This window comes from Pseudomonas gorinensis, assembly GCF_042015035.1.
In the GTDB taxonomy this organism is placed as follows: domain Bacteria; phylum Pseudomonadota; class Gammaproteobacteria; order Pseudomonadales; family Pseudomonadaceae; genus Aquipseudomonas; species Aquipseudomonas gorinensis.
Genome location: NZ_CP167125.1, coordinates 3,502,703 through 3,518,844, shown reverse-complemented (window position 1 = coordinate 3,518,844; position 16,142 = coordinate 3,502,703). Strand labels below are relative to the sequence as shown.

14 protein-coding genes are annotated in these 16,142 nt (G+C 58.1%); 9 read left to right on the top strand and 5 right to left on the bottom strand.

What is annotated here, in order from left to right; all coding sequences use genetic code 11:
• Positions 1-22: 22 nt before the first annotated feature.
• A complete protein-coding gene (locus AB7933_RS16000; protein WP_024073683.1) occupies positions 23-1,147 on the bottom strand; it encodes an IS481 family transposase in 1,125 nt (374 codons plus the stop codon).
• A gap of 261 nt (positions 1,148-1,408) precedes the next feature.
• Here AB7933_RS16000 and AB7933_RS15995 point away from each other — a divergent pair, with 261 nt between their 5' ends.
• Both AB7933_RS15995 and AB7933_RS15990 read left to right on the top strand, forming a co-directional pair.
• The gene (locus tag AB7933_RS15995; protein WP_024075236.1) at positions 1,409-1,879 is read left to right on the top strand and encodes a hypothetical protein; all 471 of its coding nucleotides are present in this window, start codon (positions 1,409-1,411) and stop codon (positions 1,877-1,879) included.
• A 69-nt stretch (positions 1,880-1,948) separates the two neighbouring features.
• Positions 1,949-2,278 carry a hypothetical protein gene (locus tag AB7933_RS15990; protein WP_024075235.1) on the top strand — a complete coding sequence of 110 codons (330 nt, stop codon included), beginning with the start codon at positions 1,949-1,951 and terminating at the stop codon, positions 2,276-2,278.
• Here AB7933_RS15990 and AB7933_RS15985 read toward each other — a convergent pair.
• Entirely contained in the window at positions 2,262-2,900 is a 639-nt protein-coding gene (locus AB7933_RS15985; RefSeq protein ID WP_144113504.1) for a hypothetical protein, read from the bottom strand. The genes AB7933_RS15990 and AB7933_RS15985 overlap by 17 nt on opposite strands.
• Positions 2,901-3,020: 120 nt before the next feature.
• Between AB7933_RS15985 and yejK the strand changes: the two genes are divergently transcribed.
• Positions 3,021-4,028 carry a nucleoid-associated protein YejK gene (gene yejK, locus AB7933_RS15980; protein WP_024075233.1) on the top strand — a complete coding sequence of 336 codons (1,008 nt, stop codon included), beginning with the start codon at positions 3,021-3,023 and terminating at the stop codon, positions 4,026-4,028.
• Positions 4,029-4,378: 350 nt separating this feature from the next.
• Here yejK and AB7933_RS15975 read toward each other — a convergent pair whose 3' ends face one another.
• Positions 4,379-4,936: a hypothetical protein gene (locus AB7933_RS15975; RefSeq protein WP_024075231.1), complete on the bottom strand. Its 558-nt coding sequence runs from the start codon at positions 4,934-4,936 to the stop codon at positions 4,379-4,381.
• Positions 4,937-4,983: 47 nt separating this feature from the next.
• Here AB7933_RS15975 and AB7933_RS15970 point away from each other — a divergent pair, with 47 nt between their 5' ends.
• Positions 4,984-7,047 carry a DNA cytosine methyltransferase gene (locus tag AB7933_RS15970; RefSeq protein ID WP_024075230.1) on the top strand — a complete coding sequence of 688 codons (2,064 nt, stop codon included), beginning with the start codon at positions 4,984-4,986 and terminating at the stop codon, positions 7,045-7,047.
• 182 nt (positions 7,048-7,229) lie between these two features.
• On the opposite strand, the gene AB7933_RS15965 is transcribed toward AB7933_RS15970, so the two are convergent.
• Positions 7,230-8,288, bottom strand: coding sequence for a GTP pyrophosphokinase (locus AB7933_RS15965; RefSeq protein WP_024075229.1), 1,059 nt, complete (start codon positions 8,286-8,288; stop codon positions 7,230-7,232).
• Positions 8,289-8,464: 176 nt separating this feature from the next.
• Here AB7933_RS15965 and AB7933_RS15960 point away from each other — a divergent pair, with 176 nt between their 5' ends.
• The 5 genes from AB7933_RS15960 (at position 8,465) to AB7933_RS15940 (ending at position 15,105) form a co-directional block, all read left to right on the top strand.
• The gene (locus tag AB7933_RS15960; protein ID WP_024075228.1) at positions 8,465-9,331 is read left to right on the top strand and encodes a hypothetical protein; all 867 of its coding nucleotides are present in this window, start codon (positions 8,465-8,467) and stop codon (positions 9,329-9,331) included.
• Positions 9,332-9,708: 377 nt separating this feature from the next.
• Positions 9,709-10,563, top strand: a complete 855-nt coding sequence (locus AB7933_RS15955) for a DNA adenine methylase (protein WP_024075227.1) — start codon at positions 9,709-9,711, stop codon at positions 10,561-10,563.
• Between the two features lie 230 nt (positions 10,564-10,793).
• Complete coding sequence (locus tag AB7933_RS15950; protein WP_024075226.1) at positions 10,794-11,987, top strand: tyrosine-type recombinase/integrase; 1,194 nt, start codon at positions 10,794-10,796, stop codon at positions 11,985-11,987.
• A gap of 20 nt (positions 11,988-12,007) precedes the next feature.
• The gene (locus AB7933_RS15945) at positions 12,008-13,594 is read left to right on the top strand and encodes an ABC-F family ATPase (protein ID WP_024075225.1); all 1,587 of its coding nucleotides are present in this window, start codon (positions 12,008-12,010) and stop codon (positions 13,592-13,594) included.
• A 335-nt stretch (positions 13,595-13,929) separates the two neighbouring features.
• Complete coding sequence (locus AB7933_RS15940) at positions 13,930-15,105, top strand: MFS transporter (protein WP_024075224.1); 1,176 nt, start codon at positions 13,930-13,932, stop codon at positions 15,103-15,105.
• Here the strand turns inward: AB7933_RS15940 and AB7933_RS15935 are convergent.
• Positions 15,099-16,136, bottom strand: a complete 1,038-nt coding sequence (locus AB7933_RS15935) for an alpha/beta hydrolase family protein (RefSeq protein WP_024075223.1) — start codon at positions 16,134-16,136, stop codon at positions 15,099-15,101. The genes AB7933_RS15940 and AB7933_RS15935 overlap by 7 nt on opposite strands.
• Positions 16,137-16,142: the final 6 nt, after the last annotated feature.

The following is a 16,142-nucleotide window of genomic DNA, read 5'->3' as shown; positions in this document are numbered from 1 at the left end:
GTGCGGGGACATGGTTGACACATTATGGACCATAGTCAGGTTTGCTCACGTCGATCGTTCGTAGGAAGTGATGGCAGAAAAACACGTCAAACAGTCCATCACCTTCAGTGTTGGGCCGTATTGCGATGTGATGCCCAGCCAAACCTTTGGCGATGCTGAAGTAGCGTTTCTGAAAACGAAAACGGCTGTGATAAGCCTTGGCTAATACGTCGTCCGGTCCGTACTCAAAGGTTGGTAACTGTTGCGGATAAGCCCATGGGCTGGCTCTATACCGGTCCATAGGCACCTTGTAGTCCAGCGCCTGATGGGGCCGTTGCAGGTTATAAACATCACGCCACCGATCAAATGCTGCTTGAGCTTCCTTGAGCGTGGAAAACTGACGCCCTTCAAGTACTTCGGCCTTGAGTGAGCGATGGAAACGCTCAATCTTTCCATTGGTTTGTGGGTGGTAAGGGCGGCTGAAACTGATCCGAATACCCAGACGAATCAACCAGATACTCAGCTCTGTGATTTCACCAGGGTTACGTGGAGAGCCCCAAGGCGGTCCGTTATCAACGTTGATGCGAGCCGGTAATCCGAAGCGCTGGAATACCTCGGTCAACCTTTCTTTCACCGTGGCTCCACGCTCGTTATCACAAGCTTGAATAGCCAAACTGAAACGTGAATGGTCGTCCAGTAAAGTCAGGGGATGGCATCTGCCTTCTTGCGTCGGGAAATGCCCTTTGAAATCCATCTGCCAAAGATTGTTGGGCGCCTCGTGTTCAAACCTCAGCTTTGCCTCTTGCTCCTTCGTAGTCGGCTGAATCAGCCCGTGCCGGTGCAGGACATTGGTAACGGTGCTGGGAGCAATCTGCTTTTTCAAGAGGCTGCTGATCGTGCGCCCACCCCATGCTGGATGGTCTTGTCTGAGCGCTATGACCTGCGCTTCCAGGGCCGGCGTGGTCAGCTTGGGGCTGGTAGCCGGTTTTCGGGATTTATCTTGCAGCCCTGAATGGCCGAGCGTCGCGTAGCGGTTAAGCCACTTGTAAGCCGTCTGCGGACTGATACCGAACCGTCGGCATAGTTCTCGTTTGTTGCTGCCGGGTTGCCCTGCTAAGGCAACAAACTCTTCTTTCAGGCTCATGGCATCTCTCGTGTCCCAGGGCATGATGGCTTTCCGGCGAAATTGGCTCGCCGAAAAGTGTCCACCATGTCCCCGCACACCCGTCAACCATGTGTCCGGTCCATACAGTCAGGTACAACGGCACCTTGCCGCTGGCGGAAAACTCACCATTGGCGATAGTCCGGCGATCAATCCAGACCCGGCCAAGCGCTCGGAAAAGATCGACCCCGAAACCATCCTCAAGCGCCGCAAGCCGCCTATCACAGCGGCAGAACGTAAGGCGCTGCGCAAACTCGCGGAGGCCCTATGAGCAAGCGCAAGCCGCACAACCTCAAAGCCCGCATTGACCGTTCATGCCGGTCGCTGCTGGCTGCCAATCACGTCGCGGTGGTCAATATCGACCCCAGCGGCCGCCAGGGCATGATCAATTACAAGTCGCTGAAGAACATCGCGCCGGGGAAGATTGGCCAGGCCATCTGCGGTATCCCCCACCGGTGGACGATCTACCTCAGCGCGCTTTGCATCGACGCCCGCGGTGACCGCTACAGCAAGTCGGTGGAGGTAGCGCCAGATGGCGTTTACCTCTCCGACCACCTGGAAGACGTGATCGAGCATTGCTATAAGAAACTGCGAGACGAGGCCAACCAAAGCCAGATGGTGGCTTCCGGCTGGATCGCCATTCCCGAAGCGATATCGCTGGACGAAGCGCACGCCGCTCGGATCTTCGAAGCCGTCGGCGCCTGGCACCAGGTGAAGGTTGATTCATGCGCCGCATAGCCCGCATCCAGCAACGCAAACGTCAAACCTGGCTCGCACTGCCGGCCAGCGGAATAGAAGAGGTAGGCCATGGCAGCAGTACCCCAGAAAGAACGCTCGGCCAAGTCTGCCAGGAAGCGTGTGGCACTTGCCGAGGAAGAACTGAGGCTCAGGGTTCGCCCCGGCACCCGCCAGGCACTGGCCGACCTGATGGAGTGGTCAGGCATTACTGAGCAAGGTGAGGCGATGACGCTGATGATTCATCACCTTCACGCCATGGGCGCCACCAGGTGCCAGCCACTACTCAATCCACCGCGCCACGTTTTCGAACCTTCGGAAAAGGTGGCGCGGGAATTTCTCAATAAAAGCCTTCTCGTCATCCAGAAAGATCCCGGCGACGAAATTATCGAGCCGAACTGATAGGCTCACGGCCTTTATCAAGCAATGCAACTGTCAATCTAGCCATCTCCCAGTAGTGATTAAGTCGCACAATAACTGAGCGTTCACGATCACCCAGAACATTCCAGTTCTCTAAATCCTTACAAATTCTCCAGGCGTAATCAGCGCCCACCTTTAGCTCATTTACCATGTAAACCTGCCCTGCATCTAGATCTGCAATCGGTATTGCACGAAGCGCTTCAGTATGTGCGGGCCATTTCATTGGCCACTCATTTTCAATGTAGGGACTGATCGTCTTGTGTCCAAAGTCTTCTTGGGCATTGAACAAAGTACTGTGTAGCAAGCGCAGATGTTCTTGCTGATTTCTGGCTAACATCAAAACTATGCTCCTCAGTCGATCCGCTTTTCGACTCTCGACGCGAGACTGATGCCAATACGGAAATATTCCCGCCCCAATGATCGCCAGGATCGACCCTATGCCCTGCGTCCACGCGGCGGCAGCAGTGCTCTCTGGACCTGACAAAGAAAAAACCTTGGATAAAGTTTCAATGAGAATCCAGCTTGCTGGAACAACTATTAGGGCAATCCACATAGCCCTTATCGCGAACACAGCACTTGATTCAAGAAGTCCTTTGATAGTCACGTTCCGCCCCCTCAAAAATGATGGAAATCATATAGCCATCATTGCGCACTCACACCAAATTTAAATAATCGGCGCTTGCATCCGGTAACCGGAGGGCAGCGCTTACCTGAGGTAAACGAAATGCCTGTACGCCATAGCGTCATCCACAAGATCGACAAGAAGCCCGACGGCAGCCCGGCCGTTCTGTTCCTGGGTGTATCCGAGCAGGTCGAGAGTCAGGCCCGCGACGACCTGATGAGCCAACTCAATGAAAGCTACAACGCCACCGCCGGCAAGGGCTGGGGGTTCTTTCATCAGGAATCGGGCGCTTACCCTTTCAGCGGCTGGCTCGGCAAGTACCTGGCTGGCGTCACCGACTTCCTGGCGTTCAGCACCATCGCCGTCGAACACCTGACCAAGCTGATGGAGGAGTCGAACCTCACCACCGGTGGGCACGCCCTCTTCTGCCACTACCAACAAGGCCTGACCGATTACCTGGTCATTGCCCTGGTGCAGGAAACCGAAGCGGTGACCATGACCGAAGAGCTGGCCCTGATGACGATGAAGCGCCTGGACCTAGATCACATCCGCCTGGCCGCACGCATCAACATCAGCGAATGGCAGACCAACAAGCAGTCGAAACAGTACATCTCTTACCTGAAGGGCAAACAGGTCCGGAAGCTTAACGAATACTTCCGCGACTTCATCGGCTGCCAGGAAGGGATCGATGCCCCGGGCGAAACCCGCACGCTACTGAAGGCGTTCAGCGACTTCGTTGATAGCGAGGACATGGTCGAAGATGCGGCCCGCGAGAAGACGCATACGCTGGTCAGCTACTCCATGGCCCAGGCTAAGTTGGGCGAGCCGATCACCCTCGACGAGCTATCGGGCCTGATCGACGAAGACCGGCCCAAGAGCTTCTACGACTTCATCAAGGCGAAGGACTACGGAATTTCGGAGACCCTACCGCCGGACAAGAAGACCCTCAACAAATTCCGGCGCTTCACCGGCCGAGCTGAGGGTATGTCAATCAGCTTCGAAGCGCATCTGCTGGGCGACAAGATCAAGTTCGACGAAGCAGGCGGCACGCTGACAATGCGCGGGCTGCCCACTCAACTGACAGAGCAGCTCAAGCGCGCGGGTGCCTGATCCCAACTGCAGCGCCGCCCCATTAATGGGCGGCGCCTACCTGGATGAGCTTTCGAAACTACCTGGCAGAAACGGCGATCCGCCGCGGCCCTTCTTCTTTCGGGCTTTCCCTTTCTTCGCGCCTAGGGCTCTCTTCATCGCAGCCTTCGCAGCTTCGTCCGAAGTCAGTTCGATGCCATCTGCCGCGGCTTTTGACTTTGCCGAGTCGAGCCCATTGATGAACCTTTGGGTTCGTTTATCGAATGCCATTTTCACCCCTGATCCGGCTCCATGCCGGTCACCCGTAATACCCCATATCAACGAATCCTGCTAGCCGGCGGGGCAGGCGCAGATTTTCTCGCCCAAATATTCTAGTCAGAAGGCCACCACCACTTCAGTCTTCTTCGAGCGTCGGTCTGCATCTCCAGAAGGTTGATTGTTGCATTTGTTATTCGCCTGATGTTCGCATCAAAAAACTCGATCTCATGGGAGTAATCATTGTCCTCGTTATCCGCCCAAGAAGATGTGAGGCTCTTGATGTCAACGAGTGCATTCTTCACTTCCATGACCGCGGCTGAAATTTGACTATCCACTAAAGGGCCTGCTCGGGCTTCATCAACGTAGCTCGATGCCTGATCAATAACTCGCATAAATCGAGGAATCATGCTTCTTGCAATTGAGTTGCACGTAAAAAACTCAAATGTGTTTTTAGCTACTTTCAGTGCGAACTCGCTAGCCTGAATGGATCGTTCTATAGCCTCAATGCGAGCCTTTTTATCTAGTACGGACTTATAGCGCCTTTCACTCCCGGCCAGTCGAATTGCAACGGCAATTGCAATTATCGATCCAAATGCCTGCACCCATGACGCCAAGCCAGGGTGAAGCTCTACCCAGCTTAAAAAGCCTTGCCATGCCGTAACAAAATCCATAACCCACTCCCCTGTAGATCCCGGAACTATACCGGCGAGGATCCACTATGTCCGCACAACAGAAGAAACACCCCTTCGATTTCAAAACCCAATACGGACTCGGCTTCAACCCTCAGGACGATGAGATCGTTGTCGACTTCTTCTGCGGTGGAGGCGGCGCCGGGACCGGCCTGGAAATGGGCCTGGGCCGCACCGTGAATGTGGCGAAGAACCACAGCCCGCAAGCGATCAGCATGCACACCGTGAACCACCCAGGTGCGAAGCACTTCACCACCGACGTGTTCGAGGGTGACCCGGACACCGAGTGCGGCGGCAAGGCCGTCGGCTGGTTCCACATGTCGCCTGACTGCACGCACCACAGCCAGGCTGCCGGCGGCCAACCGCGCAAGCGCGAGATCCGCAACCTCTCGTGGATTGGGCTCAAGTGGGGAGGCAAGAAACGCCCCCGGGTGATCAGCCTGGAGAACGTTAAACAGATCCTGCAGTGGGGCCGACTGATCGCCAAGCGCGACAAGGCAACAGGCCGCGTGGTCAAGCTGGACGGCACTATTGCTGCACCTGGCGAAGTCGTACCGGTGGGCCAACAATTCCTGATCCCGGATCCGAAGCAGCGCGGCCGCACCTGGCGCCGCTTCGTGGCTTTGCTGGAAGGCATGGGCTACGTCGTTGAGTGGAAGGTGATCAAGGCCTGCGACTTCGGCGCGCCGACCAGTCGGGAACGCCTGTTCATGATCGCCCGGTGCGACGGGCAGCCGATTGTGTGGCCTGAGCCAACCCACGCCAAGAACCCCACCAAGGGTCAGCAGAAGTGGAAAACAGCCGCCGACTGCATCGACTTCACCGACTTGGGCAAGAGCATCTTCGGCCGCAAGAAGGACCTGGCCCCGGCCACCCTGCGGCGCGTTGCCAAGGGCATGAAGAAGTTCGTCATCGACAGCGCAGCGCCGTTCATTGTGCCGATCGCCAACTGGTCAGGCGAGACGGTGCAGTCGGCCGTCGAGCCGCTGCGCACGATTACCTCCTATCCGAAGGGCGGCGCCTTCTCCGTGGTCAGCCCTGTGATTGCCCCGGCAACGCATCAGGGTAGCGATCGCATCAATGACCCTCTCGACCCTCTACCGACGGTGACCTGCGCTAACCGGGGCGAGCTGACGCTGATCAGCCCGTTGATGGTTGGGGCCGGTGGCCCGGAGTACTCAAGCAAGCCGGTGGGCATGGACCAGCCGGTGGGCACGCTAATGACCCAGAACCACCGCGCGCTGGCTTCCGCCTGCATCGTCCAGGCAGGGCACGGCGAGGGCTCTGGCGCAAACAAGCGCCGCTCCCACGGGGTGAACGACATCTGCGGGCCGATCGGTACTGTCACTGCCAGCGGCGGCGGCCAATCCGTCAGCACCGCGGTGATGATCCAGGCCAACGGGGGATTCAACACCACGCACGCCAAGGGCATGCACGAACCCATGACCACGGTGACCAACACCGGTAGCCAACAGCAACTCGCAGTGGCGAACCTGGTGCACCTGCGCGGTAACTGCGATGCGCGGGACGTAAAAGACCCACTGCACACGGTCAGCGCCGGCGGCCAGCACCACGGGCTGGTCAGTGCATTCATGGAGCGGGCATTCATGGAGCGGGCATTCGGCGGCAGCGTGGGCCAGGGCCTGGATGATCCGGCGCCGACCATCACCGCCGGTGGCGGCGGCAAGAGTTCACTGGTGTCGCTCACCCTGTCACCGGAACATGAGGCGGGTGCCCTGCGGGTCGCGGCGTTCCTGATCAGCTACTACGGCACCGAGAACATCAGCGCTTGCGACTCGCCCACGCCGACGATCACCACCAAGGACCGCCTCGCCATGGTCACCGTGATGGTCAAGGGCACGCCCTACGTGATTGTCGACATTTGCTTGCGGATGCTGAAACCGGCTGAGCTGTACAAGGCCCAGGGCTTTCCGGCCGACTACATCATCAGCCACGGCGCCGACGGCAAGCCGTTCACCAAGACTCAGCAGGTGCACATGTGCGGCAACAGCGTCAGCCCGCCGCCGATGGCTGCGCTGGCACGCGCCAACGACCCATGGCGCGCCGAGCAACGCCAAGCACACGCAGCGTAACTGCACCACTCCACCGCCCGGGCATGGCCCGGCAAAGGACGCCGTAGGCCCACCGAAAAACCTACCGATCCACCGTGAATTTGACGTTAAGACGGGGCCCAACGTTGATGATTCCGAACTCGGCTGATTTATTCCAAGGATTTAATTTGCCTAAGCGCAGAAAACTTGTTAGTCACAACAAATCAGGTGAACTTCATCAAGTACTCTATAAAATTAGGATCATCCACTAGACCCATCGTACTGACATACCTTTCAATCCACCCCCTATCTTGAGTCTTTCCTGCAACAACCTGAAACAAATAGAAAATACAAATACCCGAAGCAAGATTAAAAGATATATCGTCACTATTGCTCGCAATATCATTAGCTCGCAACAACACGTCCGAGTAATGAGTACGTAACATTGTCTCAAGCTGATCAAGGGTATTGACCCCGAACAACTTAAACACTTCAAACTCTTGCGGTAAGAAATAGGGTTCACTTATCGTAGCGTCGAGAATTTGCGCAATCTCTCTATCCAAGGCAACAACGACATTATTTGAAACAGCAAAACTATCCAGTGACGTTTTATCGATGGCGATTTTCCCAAGCTCAATACCGACCGCATTTCGCACACTTTCAGCATATTCATCGACTTTATTCCGGATGTCCATGAACTCTTCATCTGCAAGCTCTAACAGACCGGAGAGTCGAGAAAATTTCCGCTTCACCTCGTTCGGAACCTCCTCATTCGCCTTGTAACCGATGTCGTGTTCGATCTCCGCCCAAGCGTGTTGAAGAATTGAGCGAATCTGAATTTCGACCTTAACATTCACAAACTTTGAGTATTCAGAAAGAAACAATCGCTCAGAGTTCAACTCTACTACGTAATGCAAGGATGTATAGCCGAATCTGTCTGGCTCCTGCGCAACTCTTTTGTCGATGGAGTTGGCAAAGTCAACGTTGAATTCATGCTCGACAATTTTTGCGATTTGATCAACATCACTGGCAAAGTGAGTAATGACCCGCACGCCCGCCAAGTCTGTGACGGCTTTTAGATCAGCGTACTCGGAGCCCTTATCAATTTTCTTCTGCGCCTTCAATTCAAGGCTGTCGAGTGTTTTGCATCGAGATGATACTGAATGCACGGTTACACTCTGAACTTCTAAAAAACCTTTGATTAATTCTTTGACCTTTTCAGAAAAAGAGTCGTATGTACCCCTAACCTTTTCAAACTCCGCCCTGAGTTCCTTTCCTTGCATTGCAATGCTTCCCCTCATTAGTTTCGCTAAGTGTAAGTTATTAGCTTTGCTCCCTTTGAGGAGCACCACTTAGTCAGCCAAAGGCTAAATGTGGTGTGACATCCACCGATGTGCGATGCCTGCATACTAATCCTCTCCCCCTTCAAAGTCAGCCGCTATAGCGGCAAGGACGACCCATGGCCAGGAAAAACCACCTGATCGTCGACTCAGGTTGCACCCAGGACAATGAGCGCTGGTCGCTCTCGGCCTGCGGGCTGAACGAAGAATCCGAAGTTGAGTGGGACGGCACCCACAACCGTGAACTTGTAAGCTGCATGCGATGCCAGGCGAAAATGGCGAAGCCGCGTCCGGCGCCTGAGCCGTTCCATAAAGAGCGGCCTATTCTTTTCAACGGTGCAATGGTTCGCGCGATTCTGTCCGGACAAAAGACAGTCACGCGCCGCCCGGTCAAAGGCAATCAGATCCCGAGCCGTAGTAAGTCCGACTCACCGGAGCATCAGTGGATTGCCGTCGTTCAAGACCATCCACGCTATGGCTTCGCCGCTTTTGGCGCGACTGAACAAGAATGCGCCGCTGAGCTTGCCATGTACGGCGGATGCCCGTACGGCCGGAAAGGCGACCGGCTGTGGGTGCGCGAGACGTTCATCGACCTGCGCGGCACCGGTGTTGAGCATCGACCAGACCCGGACGGCCCTCTCCAGCGCTACGCGTACGCTGCCGACTGCCGCCCTGGGTCACACAGCGACGAGGCACGGAAAGATTTCGGCCTGAAGTACACGCCCAGCATCCACATGCCTCGGGCTGCCTGCCGCATCCTGCTGGAGATCACCGACGTGCGCGTCGAGCGGTTGCAGGACATCAGCCGCGCCGATATCCGTGCGGAAGGCCTGCAATGCCCCCCGGAACTGGCAAGCGATGACGTATCACCGAATTACCGAGACTGGTACCCGGCCGCCTGGCGGGAGTTGTGGGAGTCCACTGGCGGCGACTGGAATGCCAACCCGTGGGTCTGGGTGGTCGAATTCAAGCGGGTGACGCCATGATCGCCATCCTCTGGTTCGCCTACGTCTTCATCTACGAGCGACTGGGCAAGGATGTGACCAGCGGACCAAGGCGTTGAGTTACTAGCCCAGAGGAAGGGAGTTGTTTAACTCTCAGCTAACTACTTCGGTCCACTGATTCACTGCCCACTGCTTGAAGAGCGCGCTCCAATGACTTGATAGAGCGCCAGTCGGATAAGCACTTCAACAACACATATCTGAAATACAAGCGCGACACATCATTTCTAGCACACCTCTGGATCTAGTCCAGGGTCGATTTCAAATAAATCCTCCCTTCAAAAGAAGCCGCTATAGCGGCGATAAACCAATTCCCCTACATGCCTGCCGGTGAGCGGCGGGCGAACGCCTGGAAAATAATTATGACCATCACCGCCCCGGTAATCCGGTACCACGGCGCCAAGTTCCGGCTTGCACCGTGGGTGTTGCAACATTTCCCGCCGCACACTTGCTACGTCGAGTCGTTCGGCGGCGCCGCCGGCGTCCTGATGCAAAAGCCTCGATCGTATGCCGAGGTGTACAACGACCTCGACGGGGACATCGTGAACCTGTTCAGGGTTTTGCAGGATCAGGGCTCGCGATCGGGACTCGTCGAGCGCCTGGTATTCACGCCCTACTCCCGCGAAGAGTTCGAGCTGTCATGGGAGTCGAGCGCCGAACCAATCGAGCGCGCAAGACGAACAATCATCAGGGCGCAAATGGGGTTCGGCTCGGCCGGCGCCACAAAGGGCGTAACCGGATTTCGCATCGATACCAAGCGTCAGTACGGCACCGCCCAGTCTCTTTGGGCGACCTACCCCGAGCAACTCGCCGAGGTTGGCCAGCGACTGAGCGGAGTGCTGATCGAAAACCGGCCCGCGATTGAGGTCATCAATGCGCACGACGGGCCGCAGACATTGCACTACGTCGACCCGCCCTATGTGCACGACACCAGGTACAAGGGCGCATCCAGCGGTCGATATTACAAACACGAGATGGACGACACCGCCCACCGTGAACTGCTCGGCGTCCTGCTCGAGCTAGAAGGAATGGTCGTGCTTTCGGGATACCCGAGCGACTTGTACTCGGAGTTGCTGCCCGGCTGGGCCAGCTACAGCACATCCGCCCGCATCAGCGCCGGGCGCGGCACCGCGAACCGGACCGAATGCATCTGGCTAAACCCCGCCTGTGTCGATCGCGTAAGCCAGATCGGCCTGGATCTCTGCGAAAGGGCCTGACCCTCTAACCCACCTTCTGCCGCCCAGCGCGGCGCGGAGAGAACAATGTCAGCAGCCGAACAGCTCAACGACGGCATCACGGGCGACAAGGTCCCCGAGGCGAAAATGGCCGAAATCCTCGGCACCACCCTCGCCGCCCTACGCTCCAAGCGAGCCCGAAACCAAATCCCCCTCGGCGTCTGGAACAAGCAAGGCAGCCGCGTTTTGTACAGCATCAGGAGATACTACGAATGGCTCGAAAGCCAATGGGTTTGCCCGCAGGAATGGACCTCCACCACGGATCGATCCGCATCCGATTTATGTGGAACGGCAGCCGGCGGAGTGAAACGCTCCCCTATCCCCCGACACAGAAAGGAATCAAGTCTGCCTCACAGGTTGTTGATCAGGTAAAGGGGCTGATTAAGCTGGGGCTGCTCGACGACGACAAGTACGCCGAGCTTTTCCCCAGTTCCAGCAACCTCGCCGGCGGAAAGATCAACTTCGGCGAGTATGCACAACTCTGGCTGGATAGCCGTGAGGTGGTGGCCGGCACGAAGGGGAACTACAAGGGAGCGCTGAACAGGTACTGGATGCCCGGCCTGGCCCTGGTAAGGATCGACCTGATCACCACTACCCTGCTCCGCCGAGTCATGGCAGCCAATGAGTGGAAGTCGCCGGGCGTTAAGCGCAACGCCATCTCGAAGCTGTCCACCATCCTGAATTCAGCCGTGTCCGAGGAGCTGATCCCGAAGAATCCAGCGGCAATCCTCGAGCTGCCCAAGCGCAGCAAGAAGGAGATTGACCCCTTCACGCTGGAAGAAGCAGACCAGATCATTGCGAAGATGTACGAGCACGATCACTGGCCCAGTACGATTTATGCGGCATTTTTTGAGTTTGTGTTTTTCACAGGGATGCGTCTATCTGAAGCGCTGGCGATGCGCTGGGATGCGGTAGACGAAGAGAAGAGGACGGCCCACGTGTGCCGCGGGATCGCCTTGGGGGAAGTGGTTGAGCGCACGAAAACGGGCAGTGACCGCTTCGTTTTGTTGAATGACCGCGCCCTGCATGCCCTGAAATTTGCCAGGGAGTACGCGGAACGTCGGAAAAATGGCAAAGGGAAAGTGCTGGAAACTCCCTTCATTTTCCCGCCATCAAAGAATTCGGAGTACGTGAAGCAGACGTCGGATCTGCATAAGCAATGGGTTCCGACGCTGAAGGCGTTGAACATCCGTCGTCGGCCGCCATACAACTGTCGTCACACCTATGCGACAATATGCATTATGTCTGGCATGAACCCCGCCTTCATCTCCCAGCAGCTCGGCCATAGCGTGCAGATGCTGCTCTCGACTTATGCGCGTTGGATCAACTCAAGCTCAGATTGGGGCGAAATGGAAAAGCTCCAAATTGGTCCCAAATTGGTCCCAGTTCAAATAAGCGCACTCTAAGCTATTGATAGGTAAAGTAATTGATCTCCACAGCTAACATCACCATGCAGTTCGGCGCCAAGCCGCTCTTCGAGAACGTCTCGGTCAAGTTCGGCGCCGGCAACCGGTATGGTCTGATCGGTGCCAACGGTTGCGGCAAGTCGACCTTCATGAAAATCCTCGGCGGCGATCTCGATCCGTCCGGCGGCCAGGTCATGCTGGAACCAAATGTTCGCCTGGGTAAACTGCGCCAGGACCAGTTCGCCTACGAAGAATTCACCGTGCTCGACACCGTGATCATGGGCCACGAGGAGCTGTGGAAGGTCAAGGCCGAGCGCGACCGCATCTACTCGCTACCGGAAATGAGCGAAGACGACGGCATGGCCGTGGCCGAGCTGGAAACCGAATTCGCCGAGATGGACGGCTACACCGCCGAATCCCGTGCCGGTGAGCTGCTGCTGGGCCTGGGCATTCCCCTGGAACAGCATTTCGGCCCGATGAGCGAAGTGTCCCCTGGCTGGAAACTGCGCGTATTGCTGGCCCAGGCGCTGTTCTCCGATCCTGAAGTGCTGTTGCTCGACGAACCGACCAACCACTTGGACATCAACACCATCCGCTGGTTGGAAAACATCCTGACCCAGCGCTCCAGCCTGATGATCATCATCTCTCACGACCGTCACTTCCTGAACAGCGTGTGCACCCACATGGCTGACCTGGACTACGGCGAGCTGCGCCTGTTCCCGGGCAACTACGACGAGTACATGACCGTGGCGACCCAGTCCCGCGAGCAATTGCTGTCGGACAACGCCAAGAAGAAAGCGCAGATCTCCGAACTGCAATCCTTCGTCAGCCGCTTCTCGGCCAACGCCTCGAAAGCCAAGCAGGCGACTTCCCGTGCCAAGGCGATCGACAAGATCCAGCTGGCCGAGGTCAAGCCTTCGAGCCGCGTGAGCCCGTTCATCCGTTTCGAACAGACCAAAAAGCTGCACCGCCAGGCAGTCATCGTCGATCGCATGGCCAAAGGCTTCGACGGCAAGCCGCTGTTCAAGGACTTCAGCTTCCAGGTCGAAGCCGGCGAGCGCGTGGCGATCATCGGCCCGAACGGTATCGGCAAGACCACCCTGCTGCGTACCCTGGTCAACGAACTGACCCCGGATGCCGGTAGCGTCAAGTGGACCGACGCCGCAGAACTGGGCTACTACGCCCAGGATCACGCGAGTGACTTCGAAAACGACATGAGCCTGTTCGACTGGATGGGCCAGTGGACCCAAGGCGAGCAAGTGATCCGTGGCACCCTGGGTCGCATGCTGTTCTCCAACGATGAGATCCTCAAGTCGGTCAAGGTCATCTCCGGTGGTGAGCAAGGCCGCATGCTGTTCGGCAAGCTGATCCTGCAAAAGCCGAACGTGCTGATCATGGATGAACCGACCAACCACCTGGACATGGAATCCATCGAGGCGCTGAACCTGGCCCTGGAAAACTACCCCGGCACGTTGATCTTCGTCAGCCACGACCGTGAGTTCGTATCGTCCCTGGCCACCCGCATCATCGAGTTGAGCGCCAACGGCGTGATCGACTTCAGCGGCACCTACGACGACTACCTGCGCAGCCAAGGCGTGGTGTTCTAAAAGCAGCGACCTGAAGTGGCGAGCGGGCTCGCTGTGGCGAGCGGGCTTGCCCCGCGTTGGGCTGCGAAGCGGCCCTAAAACCAAACACCGTGTTTTGCCTGGCAGAACGCGGTTTTTTTATTGGGGCTGCTTCGCAGCCCAACGCGGGGCAAGCCCGCTCGCCACAACAAGCCCGCTCGCCACAGCGAACCCTCTCACTACAGCAAGCCCGCTCGCCACAGCAAACTCACGCTGCCCCCGGCAAGCCTATTCATCAGCCAAATTAGTTAGGCTGCTTCCTTTTCCCCCAAGCCCTTGCCATGATGCGCTCACCGCCCGCCCGCGAACGAGCACCCATGCCTGCCGCCACCCCCAGCTCATTGTCGATCACCCTGCAGATCGTCTCCATCGTCTTCTACACCTTCATTGCCTTTATCTGCATCGGCCTGCCGATTGCGGTGATTCCAGGCTATGTGCATGAGCAATTGGGCTTCAGTGCCGTGGTGGCCGGGGTCACCATCGGCTCGCAGTACCTGGCCACCCTGCTCAGCCGCCCCATGGCTGGGCGCATGTCCGATACCGTGGGCACCAAGCGTGCGATCGTGCTGGGCTTGGCCGGTATCCTGGTCAGTGGCGTGCTGACGTTTGTCGCGACACTGATGGAAAGCCTGCCGGCGCTGAGCCTGGGCGTCCTGATTGCCGGGCGCTTGTTGCTCGGCGTGGCCCAGGGCCTGATCGGCGTGGGCACCATCAGTTGGTGCATGGGCCAGGTTGGCGCCGAGCACACCGCACGCTCGATTTCCTGGAATGGCATCGCCTCCTATGGCGCCATTGCCATCGGTGCGCCGCTGGGCGTGGTGATGGTTGCCGAGTACGGCTATACCAGCCTAGGGGTCACGCTGTCGGCGCTGGCAGCCCTGGGCATGTTGCTGATCCGCAACAAACCTTCGGTGCCGGTGGTACGTGGCGAGCGCCTGCCGTTCTGGGCAGTATTCGGGCGTATCGCACCGTTTGGCGCCAGCCTGTGCCTGGCCTCGATCGGCTACGGCACCCTGACCACTTTTATCACCCTGTATTACCTCAATCGCGGCTGGCAAGGCGCGGCCTACTGCCTGACGGTATTCGGTGTGTGCTTTATTGTCTCGCGCCTGGTGTTTATCTCGGCCATCAGCCGGTTTGGCGGCTTCAGGGCAGCGATCGCCTGCATGATCATCGAGACCCTGGGCCTGACCCTGCTGTGGCTTGCGCCGTCCACTGGCGTGGCACTGATCGGTGCGGGGCTGACCGGCTTCGGTCTGTCGCTGGTGTACCCCGCGCTGGGCGTGGAAGCCATCAAGCAGGTGCCCAACAGCAGCCGGGGCGCGGGGCTGAGTGCCTATGCGGTGTTTTTCGACCTGGCCCTGGCGATTGCCGGGCCGTTGATGGGCGCCGTGGCGCTGAACCTGGGTTACGGCTGGATCTTCTTCTGCGCGGCGCTGTTGTCAGTCACGGCGCTGGGCGTGACCCTGCTGCTCAAGCGCCGCGCTTACTGATCGGCCGTCTGCAAACCGGCGCGGGTGGACTGCCCCAGGGTGTGACTGAAAAAGCGACCGGCCTCGGAGATCAGGTCGCGGTGAATGCCTTCGCGGTCGACCCCATCGGCGTCGGTGCAGATCGCCGGCATCAACGCCAACTGATCGCTGTCGCACGGCGCCATGAATACGAAGTGCCCTGCCCCGGCCAGCAGCTTGAAGTCCGGCGGTTCCGGCAGCTTGCGCGCCAGGGCGGCGGCATTCTTGTCCACCGCCACCAGCTTGTCGCCGTCGCCGCTGTAGAGCAGCACCGGCACATGCACATCGGCCAGGGTGTGGCGGCCGAACATCAAGCTCAGCGGCGCCATCAACATCAAGGCATGGATACGCGGATCGGATTGCGGCTGCAGGTCATCGCGGTCTACCACCAGTTCACCCTTGGTGGTGCAGGCATCGCGGTCTTCCGGGCGCTCCTGGCAATAGCGGCGCAGGCGGTCGAAATCAGGCTTGGCGCCCGCCAGGATCAAAGCGGTTTCGCCACCGGCCGAGTAACCAATGACCCCCACCTGATCGACGTTGACGAACGGTGACAGCATGGGGTCCGCCAGGGTCGCGGTGATCGCTTCGGAAATCTGGATCGGCCGCCCATACAGGTTGCTGACCGTGCCCAGGCGGCTGTGATCCTTGTAGTTGTCGCCGGGGTGCAGCACCGCCACCACCACAAAGCCCTTGCGCGCCAGGGAGGTGGCCAGGTCATGCAGGGCCAGCGGCGTGCCGGTGTTGCCGTGGGACAGCATCAACATCGGGAAGCGGCCGATGGCAATCTTGGAATCTTCGGTGGCGGCGACGCGATAAGGCCCCAGCTGCGTGCTGTGCTCGTCGTCGGTGGAGGGGTAGAACGCAACGGCTTTCATCGGCTGCAGATCCAGCGGATCGAGAAACGTCATGCGATGGAAGCCCACGCTCCAATGCGGGTGCGGGGCGGGTGCGGCGTGCACTGAAACCAGGCCGCCGAGCAGGGAAAGAACCAAAACAGCACAAAGACGCATCATGAGGAT

Excerpts from the sequence above, each read along its gene's own strand:
- AB7933_RS16000 (WP_024073683.1), bottom strand. The coding sequence starts at position 1,147 with ATGCCCTGGGACACGAGAGATGCCATGAGCCTGAAAGAAGAGTTTGTT.
- AB7933_RS15995 (WP_024075236.1), top strand. The coding sequence starts at position 1,409 with ATGAGCAAGCGCAAGCCGCACAACCTCAAAGCCCGCATTGACCGTTCA.
- AB7933_RS15990 (WP_024075235.1), top strand. The coding sequence starts at position 1,949 with ATGGCAGCAGTACCCCAGAAAGAACGCTCGGCCAAGTCTGCCAGGAAG.
- yejK (WP_024075233.1), top strand. The coding sequence starts at position 3,021 with ATGCCTGTACGCCATAGCGTCATCCACAAGATCGACAAGAAGCCCGAC.
- AB7933_RS15975 (WP_024075231.1), bottom strand. The coding sequence starts at position 4,936 with ATGGATTTTGTTACGGCATGGCAAGGCTTTTTAAGCTGGGTAGAGCTT.
- AB7933_RS15970 (WP_024075230.1), top strand. The coding sequence starts at position 4,984 with ATGTCCGCACAACAGAAGAAACACCCCTTCGATTTCAAAACCCAATAC.
- AB7933_RS15965 (WP_024075229.1), bottom strand. The coding sequence starts at position 8,288 with ATGCAAGGAAAGGAACTCAGGGCGGAGTTTGAAAAGGTTAGGGGTACA.
- AB7933_RS15960 (WP_024075228.1), top strand. The coding sequence starts at position 8,465 with ATGGCCAGGAAAAACCACCTGATCGTCGACTCAGGTTGCACCCAGGAC.
- AB7933_RS15955 (WP_024075227.1), top strand. The coding sequence starts at position 9,709 with ATGACCATCACCGCCCCGGTAATCCGGTACCACGGCGCCAAGTTCCGG.
- AB7933_RS15950 (WP_024075226.1), top strand. The coding sequence starts at position 10,794 with ATGGCTCGAAAGCCAATGGGTTTGCCCGCAGGAATGGACCTCCACCAC.
- AB7933_RS15940 (WP_024075224.1), top strand. The coding sequence starts at position 13,930 with ATGCCTGCCGCCACCCCCAGCTCATTGTCGATCACCCTGCAGATCGTC.
- AB7933_RS15935 (WP_024075223.1), bottom strand. The coding sequence starts at position 16,136 with ATGATGCGTCTTTGTGCTGTTTTGGTTCTTTCCCTGCTCGGCGGCCTG.